This window comes from Blastococcus sp. URHD0036 (assembly GCF_000701365.1).
Taxonomy (GTDB): domain Bacteria; phylum Actinomycetota; class Actinomycetes; order Mycobacteriales; family Geodermatophilaceae; genus Trujillonella.
Window position 1 is genome coordinate 168,560 of sequence record NZ_JNIK01000014.1, and the last position, 22,274, is coordinate 190,833.

A 22,274-nucleotide genomic window follows, 5' to 3' on the forward strand; every position below is an offset into this window, starting at 1 on the left:
TCGTCGGGTCGGGGGACGGCCACCCCGCGGCCACCGTCGAGCAGGCAGAGGTCGGGCCCGGTCCGGTGCTCGTCGCGACCGCCTGAGTTCCGACGACATGGCGACGATCGTCGACACCGAGCGCACCGCGACCCCCGAGGCGCAGGTCCCCGCGCCGGCCGGCTCCCCGGTGCCGCTGCGCACCCGCGCCGCCGGACTCCTCGTCCGCGGCCGGCTCGCCGTCGTCTGCGCCGGGTTCGTCGTCTTCTCGCTGCTGCAGGCGCCCGGCCGGGTCCTCGGCGACACCAAGATCGACCTGCTCGTCGACCCGGTCGGCTTCCTCAGCCGGGCGTTGACGCTGTGGGAGCCGCTGGGCTCGGCCGGTCAGGTGCAGAACCAGGCCTACGGCTACTTCTTCCCGATGGGCCCGTTCTTCGCCCTGGGCGACGTCGTCGGGCTGCCCACCTGGATCGTGCAGCGGCTCTGGTGGGCGCTGATCATGAGCGTGGCGTTCCTCGGGGTGGTGGCCCTGGCGCGGCGGCTGCGCATCGGCACGCCCGCCACCGCGCTGTTCGCGGGCCTCGTCTACGCCCTGGCGCCGCGCATCGTCTCCGAGATCGGGCAGACCTCGAGCGAGCTGATCCCGATGGCGCTGGCGCCCTGGGTGATCGTGCCCCTGGCCGGACTGGCGCACGACGGCAGCACGCGCCCCGGGCAGGTGCGGCGGGCGGCGCTGCTGTCGGGCGTGGCGGTGTTCTGCGTCGGCGGGGTCAACGCCGTCGCGACGGCCGCGGTGCTGCCCCTGGCCGCCCTCTTCCTGCTCACCCGCCCGGCGGGCCCGGTCCGCCGCCGGCTCGTCGCGTGGTGGGTGGCCGCGGTGGCGCTGGCCATCGCCTGGTGGGCCGGGCCGCTGGTGCTGCTCGGCAAGTTCGCCCCGCCGTTCCTCTACTACATCGAGAACGCCCAGGCGACGACGGGCCCGAACGAGATCCTCGGCGTGGTCCGCGGCACGTCGCACTGGATCGCCGAGATGGCCTCCCCGTACGGGCCGGCGTGGCCCTCGGGGTGGGCGCTGGTCCACCAGGTGCTGCCGATCGCCGGCACCGTCGTCCTCGCCGCGGCCGCCTTCGCGGGCCTGTGCCGCCGCGACCTCCCCGAGCGCCGCTGGCTGGTCCTCGGGCTCGTCGCCGGGGTCGCCCTCGTGTCGATGGGGCACCTCGCCTCCGTCGACGGGCTGTGGGCCGGTGCGCTGCACGACGCCCTCGACGACTCCCTGGCCCCGATCCGCAACGTGCACAAGTTCGAGCCGATCGTCCGGCTGCCCCTGGTGCTCGGGCTGGCGCACCTGGGCGCCGTCCTCCTCCGGTGGGCCCGGCGCCGCCGCCCGGCGCTGCCGGCGCGGCACGAGGCGTCCCGCCGGACTCCCGCGCCGCCCCGCCGGGTGCTGCCCCGGCTGGCCCGGGGCGGCTCGCGCCTGGTCCTCCTCGCCGTCGTCGCGGCCCTCGTCGCCACCGTGTCGCCGGCGCTGGCCGGCCGGCTGGCGCCGCCCACCGGGTTCACCGGGGTCCCCGGCTACTGGCAGCAGACCGCCGACTACCTCGCCGACCAGCAGGAGACCGGCCGCGCGCTGCTGGTCCCGGGCTCCTCGTTCGCCACCTACGAGTGGGGCAACACCAACGACGAGGTGATCCAGCCGCTGGCCGAGTCGGCCTGGGACGTCCGCAGCGCGATCCCGCTCAGCCCCGAGGGCCACATCCGCGTGCTGGACGCCATCGAGGAGCGGCTGGCGCTGGGGGAGGGGTCCGAGGGCCTGACCCGCTACCTCGCCCGCGCCGGCATCTCCCACCTCGTGCTGCGCAACGACCTCGCCACCGGGGAGAGCCGGTCGACCCGGTCGATCCTCGTCCGCCAGGCGCTGGCGGAGTCCCCGGGCATCACCCTCGCCGCCACCTTCGGGCCGGTCGGGGGCACCGCCGACGTGCCCGACGACCTGGTCTCCGACGCCGGGCTCGACGAGCCCGCGCCGGCGATCGAGGTGTACAGCGTCGCCGGCACCGTGCCGCGCGCCTGGACGGCGCCGCTGTCGGACGCGGTGACCGTGGTCGGGGGCCCGGAGGCGGTGCTCGAGCTGGAGGAGCGCGGTCTGATCACCGGCCGCCCGACCCTCATGGCCGGCTCGCCCGAGGCGACCGGGACGCCGATGGTCACCGACGCGCTGGTCCGGCGGGAACGCAACTTCGGCCGGCTCGACGGCGCCACCTCCGCCGGCCTCACCGTCGACGACCCGCGCCGGCTGGAGACCCCGGTCCGCGACTACGTCGTCCCCGACGCCTCCCGGGCCGAGAGCGTCGTCCGCTACATCGGCGCCGAGCCGTCGGCGTCGAGCTCGGCGTCGGACGCGAGCGGCTTCGTGGCCACCCGGCTGGACAGCCAGCCCTGGTCGGCCGTCGATGGCGACCCGACCACCGCCTGGCGGCCGGCGCCCTGGGACGAGTCCGGGCAGGCGCCGTGGTGGCGGCTGACCACGGAGCAGCAGTTCCTCGCCTCCACCGTCGTGGTCGCCCTCGGTCAGGAGCCCGGGGTCGCGCGACCGACCGAGCTGCGGCTCACCACCGACGCCGGCGAGGCCGTCGTCCCGGTCGCCGACACCGGTGAGGAGCAGGTGCTGACGCTGCCGCCGGGGTACACCTCCACCCTCACGATCGCCGCCACGAGCACCGCGGACACCCAGGCGATGGCCCTGGCCAACGTCCGGCTCCCCGGGGTGGACGCGCAGCGCTCGGTGCTCGTCCCGCGCGCGGGCGACGGCGAGCCGGTCGCGGTCTACGCCTTCGACGCCCAGCGCGGCCGCGCCGGCTGCGTCGTCGACGCCACGGGTGCCCCGCGCTGCGCCGGGGCCCTCATGACCGGCGCGGAGGAGCCGGTGTTCCTCGACCGCTCGTTCTGGGTCGAGGAGTGGGCCGACTACGACGCCCGGGCGACCGCGGTGGCCCGCCCGGGTGCGGCGCTCGACGCACTGCTGACCTCCGTCCGCGGCACGATCCCCGTGACGGCGAGCAGCTCGGCGGTCGCCGACCCCCGCGGCAGCGCCGTCGCGGCGCTCGACGGCGACCCGTCGACCACCTGGATCGCCGCAGGGGACGACCAGCGCCCCTCCCTGACCCTGACGTTCCCCCAGCCGCGCACGGTCGACTCGCTGCGGGTGCTCACCTCCGAGGGGGTGACCGCCGCGCGCCCGCGGGCGGTCACCATCGACGACGGCGGCGGCCTGCCGCGCACCCTGCCGCTGGCCGACGACGGCACCGTCCGGTTCGCACCCGTGGTCACCGACCGGCTGACCGTCACGTTCGACCTCGCCGACGACGTGCGGTCGATCGACCCGCTGACCCGCTGGGAGCAGACGGTCGGCGTCGGGGTGAGCGAGCTGGAGGTCGGCGCCCCCAACCCCGTCACCGATCCCGCCACCCCGGTCACCCTGCCCTGCGGCACCGGGCCGACCGTCCGGGTGGACGCCGCGATCCTCGGGACGGTCGTCTTCGGCACCGTGGGGGAGCTGCTGGCCGGCGAGCCGATCGCGACCAAGCCCTGCGACGCCGTGCCCGCGCTCCGGCTGCCCGCCGGTGAGCACCGGGTGGTCTCGCGCAGCAGCGACACCCTGGCGGTCGACTCCGTCACGCTCAGCCGGTTCGGGCGGGCGGTCAAGGAGAGCTCGGCGGTCGTCCGGACACCCGCCGAGCCCAGCCGGTGGGACGCCGAGCACCGCGTCGTCGAGGTCGCCGAGCGCGAAGAGCCCACGCTGCTCGTGATCCCGGAGAACCCCAACCTGGGGTGGACCGCGCAGCTGGACGGGCAGGAGTTGGAGAAGGTGACCGTCGACGGGTGGCAGCAGGGCTACGTCCTGCCGGCCGGCCCGGCCGGGACCGTCCGCCTCGACTACCCGCCGGGCGCCGAGTACCGCCAGACCCTCGCCGTCGGCGCGGGCGCGGTGGTCGTGCTCGGCATCCTCACGGCCCTGCCCGCGCGACGACCGGGGCGGGGCGGTCCGCGCCGCCGGCGGACCGGGCTCCTCGGGGTCCTGCCCGGCGTGCTGGCCGGGGTCGCCGTCGTCGCCGCCGCGGTCCTCGGCACGGCCGTGGTCGGCGGCCTCTTCGCCCTGGCCGCGCTCGCCGTGCTCTGGGTGTTCTCCCAGCTCGCCGGCTCGCGGCGCGGGGCCGTCCTGGGCACCGTGGCCGTGGTCGGGCTGCTCGTCGCCGGTGCCCTGCTGCTCGCCGACCCCGACGGCACGGAGGACCCCCGCCAGGTCGCGGCCGTGCTGGGCCTCACCGCGGTGGTGGCCGGCGTGCTGCCGGTACTGCCGGTGCTCCCGTGGCGCCGGCGCACCGCATCGGGCGGCCCCGCCCCGCGGAGCGCCGCCTCGTCCTCGTGATCGGGCACCATGGGGCCGTGCTCCGCCGTCGCGTCGTCCTCCTGCCCCTGGTCGGGCTGCTGCTGACCGGGTGCCTGCGGCTGGAGGCGCCGGAGGCCGAGGAGGTCTCGGGGGAGCCCGCGGAGACGCTGCTGCCGGTGTCCGAGGCCGCCTCGGGCGGGGCCGTGCGGCTGGAGCCGTCCTGCCCGGCGCCCGATCCGGGCGAGGTCCTGGGCGCCGACGACTACAACGAGGCGTTCGAGGACGCCGACCTGCCCTACTGGCAGTCCGCGGACGTCGGGGCCAGCGCCGTGCTCAGCGACGGCCGGGTCGTCTGGATGTGGGGGGACACCATCCGGGAGAAGGAGGTGGAGCCCGAGATGCCGCGCATGGTCGACAACTCGATGCTCGTCACCTCCGGCACCTGCATCTCCCAGCTGGTCGACGACGAGCACGGGCCGGCCCTCCCGCGCGACCCCAACCGGCTGTCGGTCTGGCCGATGTCGGTGAACCGGATCGACCCCCGCCCGGACGACGCCGCCGACGTGACCGACGTGCTCGTCGTCTTCTGCTCGCGGGTGCAGCGCGGTGACCGCATGTGGGACTTCATCGTGCGCGGGACGACGGTGGCGGTCTACACCGTCGGCGCCGACGGTGTCCCGCGGCTGTCCGACGCCGCCCAGCTGACCCCCGACGACGCGAACCTCGGGGCGATCCACTGGGGCGCGGCCTCGGCGGTCGACGGCGACTGGTTCTACGTCTACGGGTCGCGCAACACCGGCCAGGCCTACGTCTACGGCCACGAGCTGTACGCGGCGCGACTGCCGATCGGCCAGGTGATGAACCGCAACGCCATGCAGTACTGGGACGGGCGGAGCTGGCAGGGCGACAGCGACCGGGTGGTGCCGGTCATCGGTGCCGACACCGGGGTGGCGCAGACCCTGTCGGTGGACCTGGTCGACGGGAGGTACGTCGCCTACTCCAAGCTCGGTGGCGACCTCGCCGACGAGGCGGCGACCTGGACGTCGGACTCGCCGACCGGCCCGTTCGTCGTCCAGCCGGTGCTCTCCTCGCCGGCCGGCCAGGACACCGGCTACATCCAGTACACGCCGCTGGCCCACCCCGACGTCCCGACGACGCCCGGGCAGATGCTCGTCTCGGTCTCCCGGAACGTCGACGACTACGAGCTGCTCCTGCAGCGACCGCAGCTGGGCCGGCCGCTCTTCTCCGAGGTGCCCCGCCCCTGATCCGCGCCGCGGTGGGCAGGGTCACGGCCGCGGCCGGAAGATCGGGGCCGTGCGGGGCGTCAGACCTGGGGTGAGCCTGCCGCCCGCCCTGCGTGCCCACGCCGTGTGGCTCGTGGCCCTCGCCGCCTACGTGGTCGCGGTGTTCCACCGGGCCTCGCTGGGTGTGGCCGGGCCGGAGGCGCAGGAACGCTTCTCCGCCGGGGCGTCGGCGCTCTCGCTGTTCCTCGTCCTGCAGCTGGCCGTCTACGCCGGCATGCAGGTGCCGGTCGGCGTGGCCCTGGACCGGTTCGGGTCCCGGCGGCTGATCGTCGCCGGGGGCCTCACCATGGCCGCCGGCCAGCTCCTGCTGGCCGTCGCGACCGACGTGCCCACGGCCGTCGGCGCCCGCGTGCTGGTGGGTGCGGGCGACGCGATGACCTTCATCAGCGTGCTGCGCATCATCGGGGCCTGGTTCACCGGCGGCACCGTCCCGGTGATCACCCAGCTGACCGGCATCCTCGGCCAGCTGGGCCAGGTCGCCGCTGCCACGCCGCTGGTCGCGCTGCTGCACGGCGCCGGGTGGCGCAACACGTTCCTGGGTGCCGCCGCGGTGGGCCTGCTGGTCACGGTCCTGGTGGCGACCACGCTGCGGGACGTCCCGGAGGGCGTGGCGCGGCCGGCGCCTCCCGGCCTGGCCGCCGTCCGGGAGGGGCTGGCGGCCACGTGGCGCGAGTCCGGCACGCGGATCGGGCTGTACACCCACCTGGTCACCCAGTTCTCCGGCACGGTGTTCGCGCTGCTGTGGGGCTTCCCGTTCCTGACCGTGGGGGAGGGGCTGTCGCCCGGGACGGCGGCGGCGCTGCTCACGCTCCTGGTGCTCGTCGGCATGGTGGTCGGCCCGGTGCTGGGCCGGCTGTGCGGCCGCTGGCCGCTGCGCCGCTCGACCCTCGTCTTCGCCATCCTCGTGGCGACGGTCACCGCCTGGACCGTCGTGCTCCTGTGGCCGGGCCGCGCGCCGCTGGGGCTGCTCGTCGTCCTCGTGGTGGTGCTGGGCACCAACGGCCCCGGGTCGATGATCGGGTTCGACTACGCCCGCACCTGGAACCCCGCCGAGCGGCAGGGCAGCGCCAGCGGGGTGGTCAACGTGGGCGGGTTCGTCGCCTCTCTGCTCACCGTGCTCGCCATCGGCGCGGTGCTCGACCTGCTCACGCCCGGCGCGTCCACCGCCTACGACCGGGACTCCTTCCGGGCCGCCTTCTCGGTGCAGTACCTGTTCTGGGCCATCGGGGCCGTCGGCGTGCTCCGCCACCGCCGGCTGCTGCGGGCCCGGCTCGCCGCCGACGGGGTGGTCCTGGTCCCGCTCCGGGCGGCCGTCACCGCCCGGGTGCGCGGGCGCGTCGCCTCCCGCTGAGCCGCGGCCGCCGTCCAGGAGCAAGGTGGACGGCATGAGAACGATCGTCCGTGCCGCCGTGGCCGGCGCCGGCGCCGTGGCTGCGGTCGCCGTCCGGGACCTGCTGCAGCGGGAGCACACCGTCCTGCGCAACTACCCCGTCGTCGGGCACGCCCGCTACCTCCTGGAACGGATGGGCCCGGAGATCCGGCAGTACCTCGTGGCCGGCAACGAGGAGGAGCGGCCGTTCACCCGCGACCAGCGGCGCTGGGTCTACGCGTCGGCGAAGAAGGAGAACAACTACTTCGGCTTCGGCACCGACAACGACCTGGAGCACACCAGCGGCTACCCGGTCATCAAGCACACGACCTTCGGGACGGCCGTCCCGCCCTCGCACCCGTCGTCGGCCGAGGACGTGGCGCTGCCCTCGGCGAAGGTCCTGGGCGGGCCGCGGGGGCGGCGGCACGCCTTCCGCCCCGGCTCGGTGGTGAACGTGTCCGCGATGAGCTTCGGCTCGCTCTCCGGCACCGCGATCGAGGCGCTGAACCGGGGCTCCGCGCTGGCCGGCTGCCTGCACAACACCGGCGAGGGCGGGCTGTCGGTGCACCACCGGCACGGCGGCGAGCTGGTGTTCCAGATCGGCACCGCCTACTTCGGCTGCCGGGACTCCGCCGGGCGCTTCGACCTCGCCCGGCTGCGGGACCTGGTGGCCGGCGCGCCGGTGCGGGCCCTGGAGGTCAAGCTCAGCCAGGGCGCCAAGCCCGGACTCGGCGGGGTGCTGCCGGCCCCCAAGGTCTCGGCCGAGATCGCCGCGGCCCGGGGGGTGCCGGTGGGGGAGACCTGCGTGAGCCCGTCGCGGCACGCGGAGTTCTCCGACGTCGACAGCATGCTGGACTGGGTGGAGCTGCTCGCCGCCGAGACCGGGCTGCCGGTCGGCATCAAGGCCGCCGTCGGCGACATGGCCTTCTGGGACGAGCTGACCGAGCTCATGGCGACCACCGGACGGGGCGTCGACTTCGTGACGGTCGACGGCGGGGAGGGCGGCACCGGCGCCGCCCCGATGGTGTTCGCCGACTCGGTGTCGCTGCCCTTCCAGCTCGGGTTCGCCCGGGTCTACGCCACGTTCGCCCGGCGCGGCCTGCAGGAGGACGTCACCTTCATCGGCGGCGGCAAGCTCGGCCTGCCTGGCGAGGCGGTCGTCGCGTTCGCCCTGGGCTGCGACATGGTGAACGTCGCGCGCGAGGCGATGCTCGCGATCGGCTGCATCCAGGCCCAGAAGTGCCACACCGACACCTGCCCGACCGGTGTCGCGACGCAGAACGCGTGGCTGGCCCGGGGGCTGGACCCGCAGCTCAAGTCGGTCCGGCTGGCGAACTACGTGGCCACGCTCCGCCGCGACCTGGTCAAGGTCGCCGAGGCGTGCGGTGTCGAGCACCCGGGGCTGATCAGCAGCGACACGGTGGAGCTGCTCGACGGGAAGACGTCGTCCACCCCGCTGGGTCAGGTCTACGGCTACGAGGCGAGCTGGGGTCTGCCGTCGGCCGCCGACCGGGCCGCGATCGCGGCGATCATGCGCGGCGAGGCCCCGCAGGGCGGCTCTGCCCCGGCATCCCCCGACGCCATGGGGTGAGGCATAGGAAGCGATCCCCACGTCCTGGACGTCAGGACGTGGGGATCGCTTCCTATGCCTGGTCGCCCAGCAACTGGTCGAAGGGGACGAAGTCCGCGAACGGGTCGGCCGGCCGGGCGGAGGTGGGGCGGCCGGCCACGAGGTCGGCCAGCTCGCCGGCCGCACGCTCGACCCGCGGCACCAGCGACCCCCCGTCACCGTCGGCCCAGTCCTCGGACGCGGCGAACACCGCGGTCGGGACGACGACCGCGCGCAGGTAGGCGAACAGCGGCCGCATCGCGTGCTCGAGCACCAGCGAGTGCCGGGCGGTGCCCGCGGTGGCGCCCATCAGGACCGGGCGGCCGCTGAGGGCGTCGGGGTCCAGCACGTCGAAGAACGTCTTGAACAGCCCGCTGTAGGACGCGCTGAACACCGGCGTCACCGCGATCACGCCGTCCGCGCCGGTCACCGTGTCGAGAGCGGCGCGCAGGCCGCCCGAGGGGAACCCGGTGACGAGGTGGTCGGCCAGCGCGCGGGCGTGCTCGCGGAGGTCGACGACCTCCACGGTCGCGTCGTCCCCGCGCCGGCGCAGCGCGTCGACGGTCGCGGCGGTCAGCCGGTCGGCCAGCAGCCGGGTGGACGACGGGGTGCTCAGCCCGGCGGTGACGACGGCGAGGGTGCGGGTGCTCATCGGGCGCTCACCTCCGCGGGGGCCTGCTCACCGGCGCGGCGGGCGTCGACGAGGGAGGCGTGGGTCGGCGCGTCGGGCACGTGCGCGGGCTTCAGCGCGGCGAACTCCCGGCGCAGCACCGGCACGACCTCCTCGCCGAGGATGTCCAGCTGCTCCAGCACCGTCTTCAGCGGGAGCCCCGCGTGGTCGACGAGGAACAGCTGGCGCTGGTAGTCCCCGACGTAGTCGCGGAAGCCGAGCGTCCGCTCGATGACCTGCTGCGGGCTGCCGACGGTCAGCGGCGTCTCCCGGCTGAACTCCTCCAGCGAGGGGCCGTGGCCGTAGACCGGCGCGTCGTCGAAGTAGGGACGGAACTCGCGGACGGCGTCCTGGCTGTTCTTCCGCATGAAGACCTGGCCCCCGAGGCCGACGATCGCCTGGTCGGCGTCGCCGTGGCCGTGGTGGGCGAAGCGCCCGCGGTAGAACTCGACCATCCGCCGGGTGTGCTCGGCCGGCCAGAAGATGTGGTTGGCGAAGTAGCCGTCGCCGTAGAACGCGGCCTGCTCGGCGATCTGCGGGGAGCGGATCGACCCGTGCCAGACGAAGGGCGGGACGCCGTCGAGCGGGCGCGGCGTCGAGGTGAAGCCCTGCAGCGGCGTGCGGTACTTCCCCTTCCAGTCCACGACCTCGGTGTCCCACAGCCGGCGCAGCAGCGCGTAGTTCTCCACGGCCAGCGGGATGCCGTCGCGGATGTCCTTGCCGAACCAGGGGTAGACCGGGCCGGTGTTGCCCCGGCCCAGCGTCAGGTCGACCCGGCCGCCGGCCAGGTGCTGGAGCATCGCGTAGTCCTCGGCGATCTTCACCGGGTCGTTGGTGGTGATCAGCGTGGTCGCCGTGGACAGCTGCAGCGTCGAGGTCTGCGCCGCGATGTAGGCCAGCGTCGTCGTCGGCGAGGAGGAGAAGAACGGCGGGTTGTGGTGCTCGCCGAGCGCGAACACGTCGAGGCCGACCTCCTCCGCCTTCTTCGCGATGGCCACCACGGCCTGGATCCGCTCCGCCTCGCTGGGCGTCCGCCCGGTCGTGGGGTCGGCCGTGATGTCGCTGACCGTGAAGATGCCGAACTGCATCGTCGTCGCCTGCCTCGGTTGAGTGTTCAACTACCGCTGCGTGCAACGAGGTCAGGGGGAGGGGCATTCCCCGGTCAGGCGGAGAGGGCGCCGCGCACGATGTCGAGGAAGTCGTCGAGCGTGATGCCGTCGGGGTCCGCGGTGATCTCGGGGTCCACCTGGGCCTGTGCCAGCACCAGGCCGCCGACGAACTGGGCGAGGTGGCGCGGGTTCCCGGCCCGCACGGTCCCGTCGCGCTGCCCGTCGGCGATCGCCTCGGCGTAGGCCTCGAGGACGGCCCGGAACGACGTGCGGTCGGCGTTGCCGGCGAGGTCCACGCCCATCGACGTCGCCGTCAGCCGCGCGTTGCGGGGGGAGCCGCGCAGGTCGTGGACGGCGGCGCGGGCCATGGCGACCACCTTCTCGATGCCCGGGGCCGCGGGCTCGGCCGACGCGCGGAAGGAGGTGCCGAGTGAGGTGGCGTGCCGCTCGAGGGCGGCGGAGTAGAGGGCGTCCTTGTTGGTGAAGAAGTTGTAGATGCTGCCGACCGAGTAGCCGCACCCCGCCGCGATCTGCTCCAGGCTCGTGCCCTCGTAGCCGTGCTCGACGAAGAGCCGCTCGGCGACGTCCAGGATCTCCCGCCGGCCGGCCTCCAGCCGCTCCAGCCGCCGGCGCTCACGGGCCGCGGTGGCGGGATCGGTGAGGGCGGGGTCGGGGCGGGCTGGGGCGGATCCTTCAGCGGCCGGCACGCCCCCGAGTCTGCCAGGAGAACGGATCGCCTGAGTGTCCTTCAGGGGATTGAAGGTGACTCAGACCACGGGCTAGGGTCGGCGCGTCCGTGCCCGGAGGCGTGCCCGGCCGGCCCCAGCGTGCCCACCCGCCCGCCGTGACGAGGAGGAGCTCCCGTGTCGAGAAGGCTCGACTTCCCGGTGTTCGACGCCGACAACCACATGTACGAGACGACCGATGCCTTCACCAAGTACCTCCCGCCGGACTACGCCGGGCTGGTCAAGTACGTGCAGGTCAACGGGCGGACGAAGATCGCGCTGCGCAACACCATCAGCGAGTACATCCCGAACCCGACGTTCAACAAGGTCGCCCCGCCCGGCGCCCAGGAGATCGAGTTCCGGCTCAAGAACCCGTCGTCCAAGCACGTCCCGGTCGGGGGTGCGGCGCAGTTCCACGACTCGTCCAAGAAGGCCGGCGACGAGAACCTGGCCGGCATGCCGCCGAAGTACATCGAGTCGCCCCCGGCGTTCTTCGAGCCCGGGCCCCGGCTGCAGCTGATGGACGAGCTGAAGATCGACCGGGCGATCATGTGGCCGACGCTGGCGAGCCTGCTCGAGGAGCGCCTGGCCGACGACCCGGACGCGACTCACGTGCTGGTCCACGCGCTCAACGAGTGGATGATCGAGCACTGGACCTACAACTACGAGAACCGGATCTTCCCGACCCCGGTCATCACGCTGCCCCTGGTCGACAAGGCGCTGGCCGAGCTGGACTACGTCGTCGAGCGCGGCGCCAAGACCATCCTCGTCCGCCCGGCCCCGGTGCCCGGCTACAACGGCCGCCGCCGGTCGTTCGCGCTGCCGGAGTACGACCCGTTCTGGGCCCGCGTCCAGGAGGCCGGCGTCCTCGTCGGGATGCACTCCTCCGACGACGGGCAGCAGCGCTACCTCAACGAGTGGGAGGGCCACGTCGGTGAGTTCCTGCCCTTCGGGCAGAAGCCGTCGGGGTTCTCCAAGTTCCTCGGGGCGCAGTACCGGGGCATCAAGGACACCGTGACCTCGATCGTCGGCCACGGCCTGGCGACCCGGTTCCCCGACATCCGGTTCATGCCGGTGGAGAACGGCAGCGCGTGGCTCAAGCCGCTGCAGGAGACCATGAAGAAGGTCTACGGCCGCAACCCCGGCGCCTTCGACGAGGACCCGTCGGTCGCGCTCAAGCGGTCGATCATGCTCCACCCGTTCTTCGAGGAGGACATCCTCGGCGTCGTCGACGCGATCGGTGCCGACAACGTCGTCTTCGGGTCGGACTACCCGCACCCGGAGGGCATGCACGACCCGACGAGCTTCGTCGACGAGATCGACAGCCTGCCGGTCGAGGACCAGGCCAAGATCATGGGCGGCAACCTGAACAAGCTGCTCGGCTTCCCGGCCGACAGCGGGGCCCTGCCCGCCGCGGCGTGAGGACGCCGGCCGGGTCGCCGCTCGGCGACCCGGCCGGCACCGCGGCAGACTGTGCGGCAGAACACTTCGATGGTCGTCATTGAATCGAATTCAGAGTCTTGAAGGTGACTCAGCCCACTGCTACCTTCGGGATGCCGCTGTTCCCACGTGCATCCCCGGTCGCCGCACCGGCCTGGAGCGCGTTCGCAAACGAATGAGGAGAGGCCTCGTGGCCCGACGACTCGACTTCCCGGTGTTCGACGCCGACAACCACTTCTACGAGACCACCGACGCCTTCACCAAGTACCTCCCCGCGGAGTACGCGGGCCTGGTCAAGTACGTGCAGGTCAACGGGCGTACCAAGATCGCGCTGCGCAACGTCATCAGCGAGTACATCCCGAACCCCACCTTCAACAAGGTGGCGCCTCCCGGGGCCCTCGAGCTGGAGTTCCGCGCCAAGAACCCCTCGTCGAAGCACAAGCCGCTGAGCAACAAGACCAGCTTCGGCGAGACGACGAACGAGGACCGCAAGACGATCGAGGGCATGCCGCCCAAGTACATCGAGTCGCCGCCGGCGTTCTTCAACCCGGCCGACCGGCTGCCGGTGCTCGACGAGCTGGGCCTGGACCGCGCCGTCATGTGGCCGACCCTGGCGTCGCTGCTCGAGGAGCGTCTCGCCGACGACCCCGACGCCACGCACGTCATGGTGCACGCGCTCAACGAGTGGATGCTCGAGCACTGGACCTACAACTACGAGAACCGGATCTTCCCGACCCCGGTCATCACCCTGCCGGTCCTGGACAAGGCGCTGGCCGAGCTCGACTACGTCGTCGAGCACGGCGCCAAGGCCATCCTGATCCGCCCGGCGCCCGTGCCCGGCTACAACGGCCGGCGCCGCTCGTTCGCGCTGCCGGAGTACGACCCGTTCTGGGAGCGGGTGAACGAGGCCGGCCTCGTCGTCGGCATGCACTCCTCCGACGACGGCCAGACCCGCTACCTGAACGAGTGGGAGGGCCACCAGGGCGAGCACCTGCCCTTCGTCAAGAACTCGGGCTTCCACGCCCTGGTGTCGGCCGAGTACCGCGGCATCAAGGACACGGTGACCTCGATCGTCGGCCACGGCCTGGCGACCCGGTTCCCCGACCTGCGGTTCATGCCCGTGGAGAACGGCAGCTCCTGGCTCAAGCCGCTCCTCGGCACGATGGCGAAGGTCTACGGCCGCAACCCGGGCGCCTTCGACGAGGACCCGACCGTGGCGCTCAAGCGGTCGATCGTCCTGCACCCCTTCTTCGAGGAGGACGTGATCGGCGTGATCGAGGCCATGGGCGTCGACAACGTCGTCTTCGGCTCGGACTACCCGCACCCCGAGGGCCTGCACGACCCGATCGAGTACATGAACGAGCTCGAGGGTCTGTCCGACGTGGATAAGGCCAAGGTCATGGGCGGCAACCTGAACAAGCTCTTCGGCTTCGCCGCCGACGACAAGGTCATCGCCGCGTAACAGGCACCACCACGACGTGAGGCGCCGGCCGGACGAGCACGACCGTCCGGCCGGCGCCTTCGTCGTGTCCGCAGCAGTTCCCACTGATCGGACCCACCCCGGCGACGGCGCCGGGCGGAGAGGCGGAGAGCACGCATGGCCGACTACCAGTTCATCACCTACGAGCCGCTGGACGACGGCACGATCGTCCGGATCAACCTGAACCGGCCCAAGCAGCGCAACGCGCAGAACCGCGGCATGCTCGTCGAGCTCGACGACGCCTTCCGGGCCGCCGAGATGGACGACCAGGTCCGCGTGATCATCCTGGGCGCGGAGGGGCCGGTGTTCTCCTCCGGTCACGACACCGGCTCCAAGCAGTCGATCGCCGAGTGGATGCCGGGCCCGTCCCAGCACCACAGCGTCACCATCGACGGCGGCACCCGGCAGGGCGCGGAGAAGCTGTACCTGCAGGAGTGGCACTACTACTTCCAGAACACCGCCCGCTGGCGTGACCTGCGCAAGATCACCATCGCCCAGGTCCACGGGAACGTGATCTCCGCGGGCCTGATGCTCGCGTGGGCGTGCGACCTCATCGTGGCCGCCGAGGACACCCAGTTCTCCGACGTGGTCGGTCAGCGGCTGGGCATGTGCGGCGTGGAGTACTTCGCCCACCCGTGGGAGTTCGGCCCGCGCAAGACCAAGGAACTGCTGCTCACCGGTGACTCGATCGGCGCGGTCGAGGCCCACGCGCTCGGGATGGTCAGCAAGGTCTTCCCCGCCGACGAGCTCGCCGAGGGTGCGCTGGCCCTGGCGCGCAAGATCGCGCAGCTGCCCACGATGGCGGCACTGCTGGCCAAGGAGTCGGTCAACCAGTCCGTGGACAACATGGGCTTCCAGAACGCGCTCAAGGCCTGCCTGACGCTGCACGAGCTCAACCACGCCCACTGGGCCTGGGTGCACGAGGACCGGTACCCCGTGGGCAAGGCCGAGGACGGCATCCTCGGGGCGATCACCGGCGCTCCGGCCACGGCGGCGTCGAACGGCACCTCGGCGTGACCGAGGCAGTGCGTCCCACGGTGGACGACGTCCTGCGGGTGCTCCGGCTGGAGAAGGACGGCGACGGCCGGTACGTCGGCCAGTGCCTCGCCACCGAGGGGCCGGTCGTGGCCGGCGCGCAGATGATCGCGCAGGCGATCGTGGCCGCGACCGCCGAGGCCGGCGGCAAGCGGGTCACGTCGATCTCGTCGAACTTCGCCCGCACCGGCCGCGCGGACTCGCCGGTCACCCTCGAGGTCGAGCGCTTCCACGAGGGCCGGTCGCTGGCGTCGATCACCGTGACGGTCAGCCAGGGCGACCGGAAGCTGGCCCGCTCGCTGGTCCTGCTCGGCGCCGACGAGGGCGACGTCATCCGGCACGACGCAGAGCCGCCGGCCACCGGGGGACCGGACGCCGCCCCGGAGCAGGACAGCTACCTGACCGGTCACGAGCAGCGCACCGTGGGTGCCGTCGACGTGTTCGACCCGGCCCTCGTCGGGCCGCCCGAGCTGCAGTACTGGTCGCGCTGGGCCACCGAGCGCACCGAGCGCGACGTCTCCCAGGCGCTGCTGACCTGGGCGAGCACGAACTCCTTCATCGGTGCCGCCATGCGGCCGCACGAGGGGGTCGGGCTCAAGCGCGCGCACCGGGACCTGTCGACGGGGGTGCTCAGCCACACGCTGTACTTCCACGACGACTTCTCCGCGGGGGAGTGGCTGCTGTACTCGCTGCGCAGCACGTTCACCGGCGGTGGCCGGGCCTTCGGCGTCGGCGAGATCTTCACCGAGGACGGCCGGCTGGTCGCCACGGCCACCCAGGAGTCGATGATCCGGCCCATGACGGGCGGCTCAGGGCTCTGACGCGGTGTCCCGGGGGCCGCGACCCCCGGGACGCGCTGACACGGACATGCGAGCCGGGCCCCGTCGGGGGCCCGGCTCGCACCCGTGCGCTGCCAGCCGCCGGTCCCCAGGAGTCACCTCCTGGCAGCTCTCGGTGACGACATGGGGACACGGCCCCGCGACACCCCGACCGTGCCCGTTCCGTGATCTGCGCGAGCCTGCGCAGCCGCTCGCCGTCCAGCAACCTCGGAGGCACACGGCGCGGGGGACGGCCGGGTGGGCAGTCCAGAGGGGGACGTCGATGTCGCTGCGAGCGCAGGTCCTGGTGCCACCCGCGGTCGAGGAGGCTCCCTCCCCGACCGGGACGACGGGTCCGCAGGCCCCCAGCGGGCTCGACGGACTCCTCGGCACGGATCCCTGCTTCCGCGGGGCCCTGCGCGGCTACGACCGGATGCAGGTGGACAACTACGTCACCTGGGCGGAGTCGGAGCTGGCCCTCGCCCGGCGCGAGAGCGACCACCTCCTGAGCCGGTACGCGGCCTGCTCCGCGGAGCTGGCGAGCGCCCGTCTCCGGCTGGCCCAGATCGCCCGTGAGCGGACCGAGCGGCCGCGCGCCGACCAGGCCCAGCAGCTGCTCGTCCAGGCCGCCGAGCACGCCACGGCGATCACCGCGGCCGCCGAGGCCGAGGCCGAGCGCATCCGGGACGAGGCCCGGGCCGAGGCGCGGGCCCGCCTCGCCAACGTGGAGGGCCTGCGGGCGGCCGCCGCGGCGGCGTCCGAGCAGGCGGCGGAGGCGGTGGCGGCCGCCGAGCGGGACCGGGCCGTCGAGGTGGCGGAGTCGCAGCGGCAGCTCGCCGAGATCCGGGGCGAGGCCGACGAGCTGCGCCGGCAGCGGGACCGGGCATGGGAGTCACTGGCCGCGCTGCGGGAGCAGGTGAACTCGGCGCTGCAGGTGGTCGCCGGCCTGACCCCCGCCGCCCTCGCCGTCGTCCCCGACGAGCAGCACCCCGTCGCGGCGGGAGTCGCCACGAGAGTCGCCTCGTGAGTCCGGTCACGGTGCGGGGAACGGCCGGAGGGTCCCGGTCGGGGACCTGAGCCGCGCGGCGTCCCTGTGCCGGGGTCGCGCTCTGACCAGTGGGTTCCGGCCTCCGCGGTGGTGACCGTGCGTCGCGTCCGGCAGTGCGGGGGAGGCCCGCGGGACGGGTGGGACGGAGCCCGTCACGCAGCGGCTCCGCGCCCCGGGGATTGTCACGGACCGGTAACGCACCTACCGTGGCTCCCGTCCAGCCGGTCGTCTCGTCCCCACCCGGGGAGTTCGGCTGGACGCCGCCGAGTCGTGACCGCGCACGCGGAGCGAGCCGGGGACCCATCGCAGTACTGGGGTGAATCCCGCGTACCGAGCCCAGCTCGGCCGCGGGTAGGGCGACTTCCCTCCCGAACCCGTCAGCTAACTCGGTAGGCGGCCATGGAAGAAACGGAGAGTCTCCGCATGCACCGCCTCCGGGCTCCCGCGGCCCGCGGGCGCCGCCGGCAGGACGCCCTGCTCGTCCGGCCGGCCTGAGCGCCCGCCCCCCGTACCCGAAGACACCAGCACCGCCTCGCCGTCCCCACCGGGGGCTGGTCGGCGCCTGCGCACTCTCCCTCGGAGCAACTCCCGCATGTCCTCGCACCACACTGCCCGTGCCCGCTTCGCCCGCATCGGCTCCGCCCGGCTCCGCCGTGTCCTGCCGCCGACCCGTGCGCGCCGTCCCGGCGTGCTCCTGGCCGCCGCGGCCGCCGGCGGCGTCCTGGTCAGCGTCCTCGCCACCGGCGAGCCGACCGCGGCCGCCGACGCCGCTCCGGTCGCCGAGTCGGTGAGCGTCGCCCAGGCGCTCGGCATCGACGGCGTCGCGCCGGCCGCCGACTCCTCGGCCGACCTGTCCGGGCTCGGCGACCTCGCCGCCTCGCGGTCCGAGCGCGGCATGGCGGCCATCGGGGCCGCCGCGGCCCAGCAGGCCGCCGACCAGGCCGAGCTCGACCGCCGCGCCGCCGAGGCGGCTGCCGCCGAGGCGGCCGCCCGCGCCGCAGCGGAGGCCCAGGCCGCCGCAGAGGCCCAGGCAGCCGCACAGGCGCAGGCCGCCGCCCAGGCGCAGGCTGCTGCGGCTGCCGCCCCCGCCCCCGCGCCCCGGGCCGCCGCGCCGGCCCCCGCCGCGTCGGGACACTCCGGTTCGTTCAAGGACTACGCGATGTCCCAGGTCGGGAGCGCCTCGCAGTTCTCCTGCCTGGAGTCGCTGTGGGGCAAGGAGAGCGGCTGGAACCCCAACGCGCAGAACCCGTCGAGCACCGCGTACGGCATCCCGCAGTTCCTGAACTCCACGTGGGCGAGCACCGGGATCGCCAAGACCAGCGACGGCTACCGCCAGATCGACGCCGGCCTGATCTACATCGACAGCCGCTACGGCAGCCCCTGCGGCGCCTGGGCCCACTCGCAGTCGACCGGCTGGTACTGAGGAAGGACCCCCTCGCCCCCCACGCCTCGCACGCTCGGCGTGGGCCCCTGCGAGGGGGCCTCTCCGGCCACGCGCCGGGAGTGATGGACTCGTGAGATGACGCCGTCCGTGGTGCCCGCCGGGTTCGTCCGGGCGCACACCTCGGTGCGGCGGCCGTCCTCGGTGCCCGAGGTGCGGCTGCACGTCGCCGACGACGTCGTCGCCCTCTGGGAGGCGATGGAGGTCGCCGGCGGAGCGGGGGAGGCGCCGCCGTTCTGGGCGGCGGCGTGGCCCGGCGGTCAGGCGCTGGCCCGGTTCGTGCTCGACGCCCCGGAGACCGTCGCCGGGCGCGTCGTGCTCGACCTGGGTTCGGGAAGCGGCCTGGTCGCCGTCGCCGCCCGGCTCGCCGGAGCCACCCGCGTCCTGGCCAGCGACGTCGACGCCTACAGCCGGACGGCGATCGGGGTCAACGCCGGCCTCAACGGCGTCGACGGCATCAGCGTGCTGGGCGACGTCCTGGCCCACCCCCTGCCTCCGGTGGACGTCGTGCTGGCCGGTGACGTCTGCTACGACCGGGAGATGGCCGAGCGGGTGCTCCCGTTCCTCGACCGGGCCCGCGCCGGAGGGCGTGCCGTGTACCTCGGCGACCCGGGCCGGCCCTACCTGCCGCACGACCGGCTGGCCGAGGCGGCGGTGTACGAGATCGCCGAGACCGAGGGCCCGGGGACCCGCCGGACGACGGTGTGGCGACTGCCCTGAACGGGTCGAGCTCACGTCGACGCGGTGTCGAGACGATCGACACCCGATAGCGTCGGGTGGTGAGCATCGAGGAGGACCCCGGCGCCGGACGTGGACGACGGGCGCGCCGGCCCTCCGGCGACGACCGGGAGCGCGCGCTGCTGGCCACCGCGGAGCGGCTGCTCGAGGAGCGCCCGCTGGCCGACATCTCGGTCGACGACCTCGCGCGGGGCGCCGGCATCTCGCGGTCGACGTTCTACTTCTACTTCGCCTCCAAGGAGGCGGTCGTCCTCGCGCTGCTGGACCGCGTCGTCGCCGAGGCCCGTGCCGCTCGGACGGCGGCGCTGGCCGGGGCCGCCGGTGCCCGGGCCGCGTGGCGAGCCGCGCTGGTCACCGTGCGGGACACCTTCCGCGACCACCGCGCGCTCACCGCCGCCGCGACGGAGCTGCTGGCAGCCAGTCCCGAGGTGCAGTCGGTGTGGTCGGGGGTCATGGAGGACTTCGTCGTCGAGACCGCGGCCGCCATCGAGGCCGAGCGGGCCCGCGGGGCCGCACCGCCCGGCCCGCCGGCACGGGACCTCGCCGTCGCCCTCAACTGGATGAACGAGCGGGTCATCCAGGTCTCGGTCTCCGGCCGCGGGCCGGGGCTCGCCGAGGACGCCCTGCTCGACGTGCTGCTGACCGTCTGGCTGCGCACCATCTACGGCTCCGACGACGCGCCGGCCTGACCCGCACCCTCCCGCCCGACACGTCGTTGAACTACTCGACACCGTGTCGACAACGGCGTCGGCGCGGTGCACCATGGCCGTGATGACCGAGGAGAGCGGGAGCCCGATGACTGCAGAGCACGTCGACGTCCTGATCGTCGGAGCCGGCCTGTCCGGCATCGGCGCGGCCTGCCACCTCGAGGAGGAGCGGCCGGGCACCACCTATGCCGTCCTGGAGGCCCGGGCCGCGATGGGCGGCACCTGGGACCTCTTCCGCTATCCGGGGATCCGCTCGGACTCCGACATGTTCACCCTGGGCTACTCGTTCCGGCCGTGGACCGATCCGCAGGCCATCGCCGACGGCACCTCGATCCGCCGCTACATCGAGGAGACCGCCCGCGAGTACGGCGTCGACGCGAAGATCCGCTATCACCACCGGGTGCTGGGCGCGGAGTGGTCGAGCGACGACGCGCGCTGGAGGGTCACCGTCGAGCGCTCCGACACCGGCGAGCGGCTCACGATCACCTGCGGCTGGCTGTCGGTCTGCTCCGGCTACTACCGCTACGACGAGGGCTTCACCCCCCGCTTCGAGGGTGCCGACACCTTCCGGGGGCAGGTGATCCACCCGCAGCACTGGCCCGAGGACCTCGACGTCACCGGCAAGCGGGTCGTGGTCATCGGCAGCGGCGCCACCGCGGTCACCCTGGTGCCGAGCCTCGCCCCGCAGGCGGAGCACGTCACCATGCTCCAGCGGACCCCGACCTACGTCGTCTCGTTGCCCGGCCGGGACAAGCTGGCCGAGTCGCTGCGCCGCTTCCTGCCCCAGCGCGTCGTCTACCCGGTGATCCGGTGGAAGAGCGTGCTGCTCTCGATGGCCTCGTTCCAGCTGTCCCGCCGCCGGCCCGCGCTGATGAAGAAGGTGCTGCGCCAGGCCCAGGAGAAGCAGCTGCCGGCCGGGTACGACGTCGCCACGCACTTCACGCCGCCCTACGACCCGTGGGACCAGCGGCTGTGCGTGGTCCCCGACGGCGACCTGTTCCGCGTCATCCGCGAGGAGAAGGCGTCGATCGTCACCGACCGGATCGCCCGTTTCGACGAGACCGGCATCCAGCTGGAGTCGGGACAGCACCTGGACGCCGACGTGATCGTCACGGCGACCGGGCTGAACGTGCTCCCGGTCGGCGGCATGACGCTCACCGTCGACGGCGCCCCGGTGGAGCTGGGGGAGACGGTCTCCTACAAGGGGATGATGATCTCCGGCGTCCCGAACTTCACGCTGACCATCGGCTACACGAACGCGTCGTGGACGCTGAAGGCCGACCTCGTCGCCCGCTACGTGAGCCGGCTGCTGGAGCACATGGAGCGCAACGGCTACGACGTGGCCACCCCGCTGGCCCCGGCCGACCCCGAGCGCGAGCCCTTCCTCGGGCTGAGCTCCGGCTACGTGCAGCGCAGCCTCGACCAGCTGCCCAAGCAGGGCGGCCGGGCGCCGTGGAAGCTGTACCAGAACTACATCCGCGACGTCGTGCTGATCCGGCGCGGCCCCGTCGAGGACGAGGGCATCCGGTTCTCCCGGAAGCAGCCCGCCGTGCAGGAGGTGGCCGCCTGATGGACGCCTACCGCTTCGCCGGCGGCACGGCCGTCGTGACCGGTGCCGCCAGCGGCATCGGCGCCGCCCTCGCCCCTCTGCTCGCCGCCCGCGGCAGCGACCTGGTCCTGGTCGACCGGGATGCCGGGCGGCTGGCCGAGGTCGCCGCGTCGGTCCGCGCCGCGCACCCGGGGATCTCCGTGGACACCGCCGTGGTCGACCTCGCCGACCCGGTCGCGACGCAGCGGGTCGCCGACGAGCTGGTCGCCGCCCACCCGGGCACCACGCTGCTGGTCAACAACGCCGGCGTCGCGCTCGGGGGCCGCTTCGACCAGGTGACCCTGGACGAGTTCGACTGGGTCATGGAGATCAACTTCCGCGCGGTGGTCCGCCTGACCAAGGCCTTCCTGCCGACGCTGAAGGCCCACCCCGGGTCGCACGTGGTCAACCTGTCCAGCCTGTTCGGGCTCATGGCCCCGGCCGGGCAGGCCGCGTACAGCTCCAGCAAGTTCGCCGTCCGCGGGTTCACCGAGGCGCTGCGGCACGAGCTGGCCGAGGACGGCGTCGGCGTGACCAGCGTGCACCCCGGCGGCATCCGCACCCGCATCGCCGAGACCGCACGGGTGGCCAGCGGGGTCGACGCCGAGGAGGCCGCGGCCGGCAAGGCCGACTTCGCGAAGCTGCTCACCTTCCCGGCCGAGAAGGCCGCGGCACTGATCGTCGACGCCGTGGAGAAGCGGCGGCCCCGGCTGCTCATCGGGATCAGCGCGAAGATCCCCGACGTGCTGGTCCGGGTCGCCCCCGGCGGCTACGGCCGGCTCCTCGCCGCGGTCACGAAGCTCGCCGGGATGCGCCGCTGACCGCTG

17 protein-coding genes and 1 riboswitch are annotated in these 22,274 nt (G+C 73.7%); of the genes, 14 read left to right on the forward strand and 3 right to left on the reverse strand.

What is annotated here, in order from left to right:
* The first annotated feature begins 97 nt into the window (after positions 1–97).
* From N555_RS0112965 to N555_RS0112980, 4 genes are all read left to right on the forward strand, one after another.
* Complete coding sequence (locus tag N555_RS0112965; RefSeq protein WP_051684036.1) at positions 98–4,405, forward strand: alpha-(1->3)-arabinofuranosyltransferase domain-containing protein; 4,308 nt, start codon at positions 98–100, stop codon at positions 4,403–4,405.
* Between the two features lie 17 nt (positions 4,406–4,422).
* Entirely contained in the window at positions 4,423–5,631 is a 1,209-nt protein-coding gene (locus N555_RS0112970; protein ID WP_156036348.1) for a DUF4185 domain-containing protein, read from the forward strand.
* Positions 5,632–5,701: 70 nt separating this feature from the next.
* A complete protein-coding gene (locus tag N555_RS0112975) occupies positions 5,702–7,021 on the forward strand; it encodes an MFS transporter (RefSeq protein ID WP_197028999.1) in 1,320 nt (439 codons plus the stop codon).
* A gap of 34 nt (positions 7,022–7,055) precedes the next feature.
* Positions 7,056–8,630: an FMN-binding glutamate synthase family protein gene (locus N555_RS0112980; protein WP_029431920.1), complete on the forward strand. Its 1,575-nt coding sequence runs from the start codon at positions 7,056–7,058 to the stop codon at positions 8,628–8,630.
* A gap of 52 nt (positions 8,631–8,682) precedes the next feature.
* Here N555_RS0112980 and N555_RS0112985 read toward each other — a convergent pair whose 3' ends face one another.
* The 3 genes from N555_RS0112985 to N555_RS26865 form a co-directional block, all read right to left on the reverse strand.
* Entirely contained in the window at positions 8,683–9,300 is a 618-nt protein-coding gene (locus N555_RS0112985; RefSeq protein ID WP_029431921.1) for an FMN reductase, read from the reverse strand.
* A complete protein-coding gene (locus tag N555_RS0112990) occupies positions 9,297–10,406 on the reverse strand; it encodes an LLM class flavin-dependent oxidoreductase (RefSeq protein ID WP_029431922.1) in 1,110 nt (369 codons plus the stop codon). The genes N555_RS0112985 and N555_RS0112990 overlap by 4 nt, the downstream gene beginning before the upstream one ends.
* Positions 10,407–10,480: 74 nt before the next feature.
* Positions 10,481–11,134, reverse strand: coding sequence for a TetR/AcrR family transcriptional regulator (locus N555_RS26865; RefSeq protein ID WP_029431923.1), 654 nt, complete (start codon positions 11,132–11,134; stop codon positions 10,481–10,483).
* Between the two features lie 156 nt (positions 11,135–11,290).
* Here N555_RS26865 and N555_RS0113000 point away from each other — a divergent pair, with 156 nt between their 5' ends.
* The 10 genes from N555_RS0113000 to N555_RS0113045 all read left to right on the forward strand — a co-directional run bounded on the left by N555_RS0113000 (position 11,291) and on the right by N555_RS0113045 (position 22,268).
* A complete protein-coding gene (locus N555_RS0113000) occupies positions 11,291–12,574 on the forward strand; it encodes an amidohydrolase family protein (RefSeq protein ID WP_034510367.1) in 1,284 nt (427 codons plus the stop codon).
* A gap of 208 nt (positions 12,575–12,782) precedes the next feature.
* Positions 12,783–14,054, forward strand: coding sequence for an amidohydrolase family protein (locus tag N555_RS0113005; protein WP_197029000.1), 1,272 nt, complete (start codon positions 12,783–12,785; stop codon positions 14,052–14,054).
* Positions 14,055–14,189: 135 nt separating this feature from the next.
* Positions 14,190–15,089 (forward strand): enoyl-CoA hydratase, encoded by a 900-nt coding sequence (locus tag N555_RS0113010; RefSeq protein ID WP_051684037.1) that lies wholly within the window; start codon positions 14,190–14,192, stop codon positions 15,087–15,089.
* Entirely contained in the window at positions 15,086–15,928 is an 843-nt protein-coding gene (locus tag N555_RS0113015; RefSeq protein ID WP_197029001.1) for an acyl-CoA thioesterase, read from the forward strand. Before N555_RS0113010 ends, N555_RS0113015 begins: the two co-directional genes overlap by 4 nt.
* 280 nt (positions 15,929–16,208) lie before the next feature.
* Positions 16,209–16,952, forward strand: coding sequence for a hypothetical protein (locus tag N555_RS0113020; RefSeq protein ID WP_029431928.1), 744 nt, complete (start codon positions 16,209–16,211; stop codon positions 16,950–16,952).
* A 272-nt stretch (positions 16,953–17,224) separates the two neighbouring features.
* Positions 17,225–17,384, forward strand: a riboswitch (cyclic di-AMP (ydaO/yuaA leader).
* Positions 17,385–17,565: 181 nt separating this feature from the next.
* Positions 17,566–18,396: an aggregation-promoting factor C-terminal-like domain-containing protein gene (locus N555_RS0113025; protein WP_156036349.1), complete on the forward strand. Its 831-nt coding sequence runs from the start codon at positions 17,566–17,568 to the stop codon at positions 18,394–18,396.
* Positions 18,397–18,492: 96 nt separating this feature from the next.
* Positions 18,493–19,134, forward strand: a complete 642-nt coding sequence (locus N555_RS0113030; protein WP_029431930.1) for a class I SAM-dependent methyltransferase — start codon at positions 18,493–18,495, stop codon at positions 19,132–19,134.
* A 59-nt stretch (positions 19,135–19,193) separates the two neighbouring features.
* Complete coding sequence (locus N555_RS0113035) at positions 19,194–19,841, forward strand: TetR/AcrR family transcriptional regulator (protein WP_231502728.1); 648 nt, start codon at positions 19,194–19,196, stop codon at positions 19,839–19,841.
* A gap of 82 nt (positions 19,842–19,923) precedes the next feature.
* A complete protein-coding gene (locus N555_RS0113040) occupies positions 19,924–21,429 on the forward strand; it encodes a flavin-containing monooxygenase (protein ID WP_231502729.1) in 1,506 nt (501 codons plus the stop codon).
* Positions 21,429–22,268 carry an SDR family NAD(P)-dependent oxidoreductase gene (locus N555_RS0113045; protein ID WP_029431933.1) on the forward strand — a complete coding sequence of 280 codons (840 nt, stop codon included), beginning with the start codon at positions 21,429–21,431 and terminating at the stop codon, positions 22,266–22,268. Before N555_RS0113040 ends, N555_RS0113045 begins: the two co-directional genes overlap by 1 nt.
* The last annotated feature ends 6 nt before the right edge of the window (positions 22,269–22,274 follow it).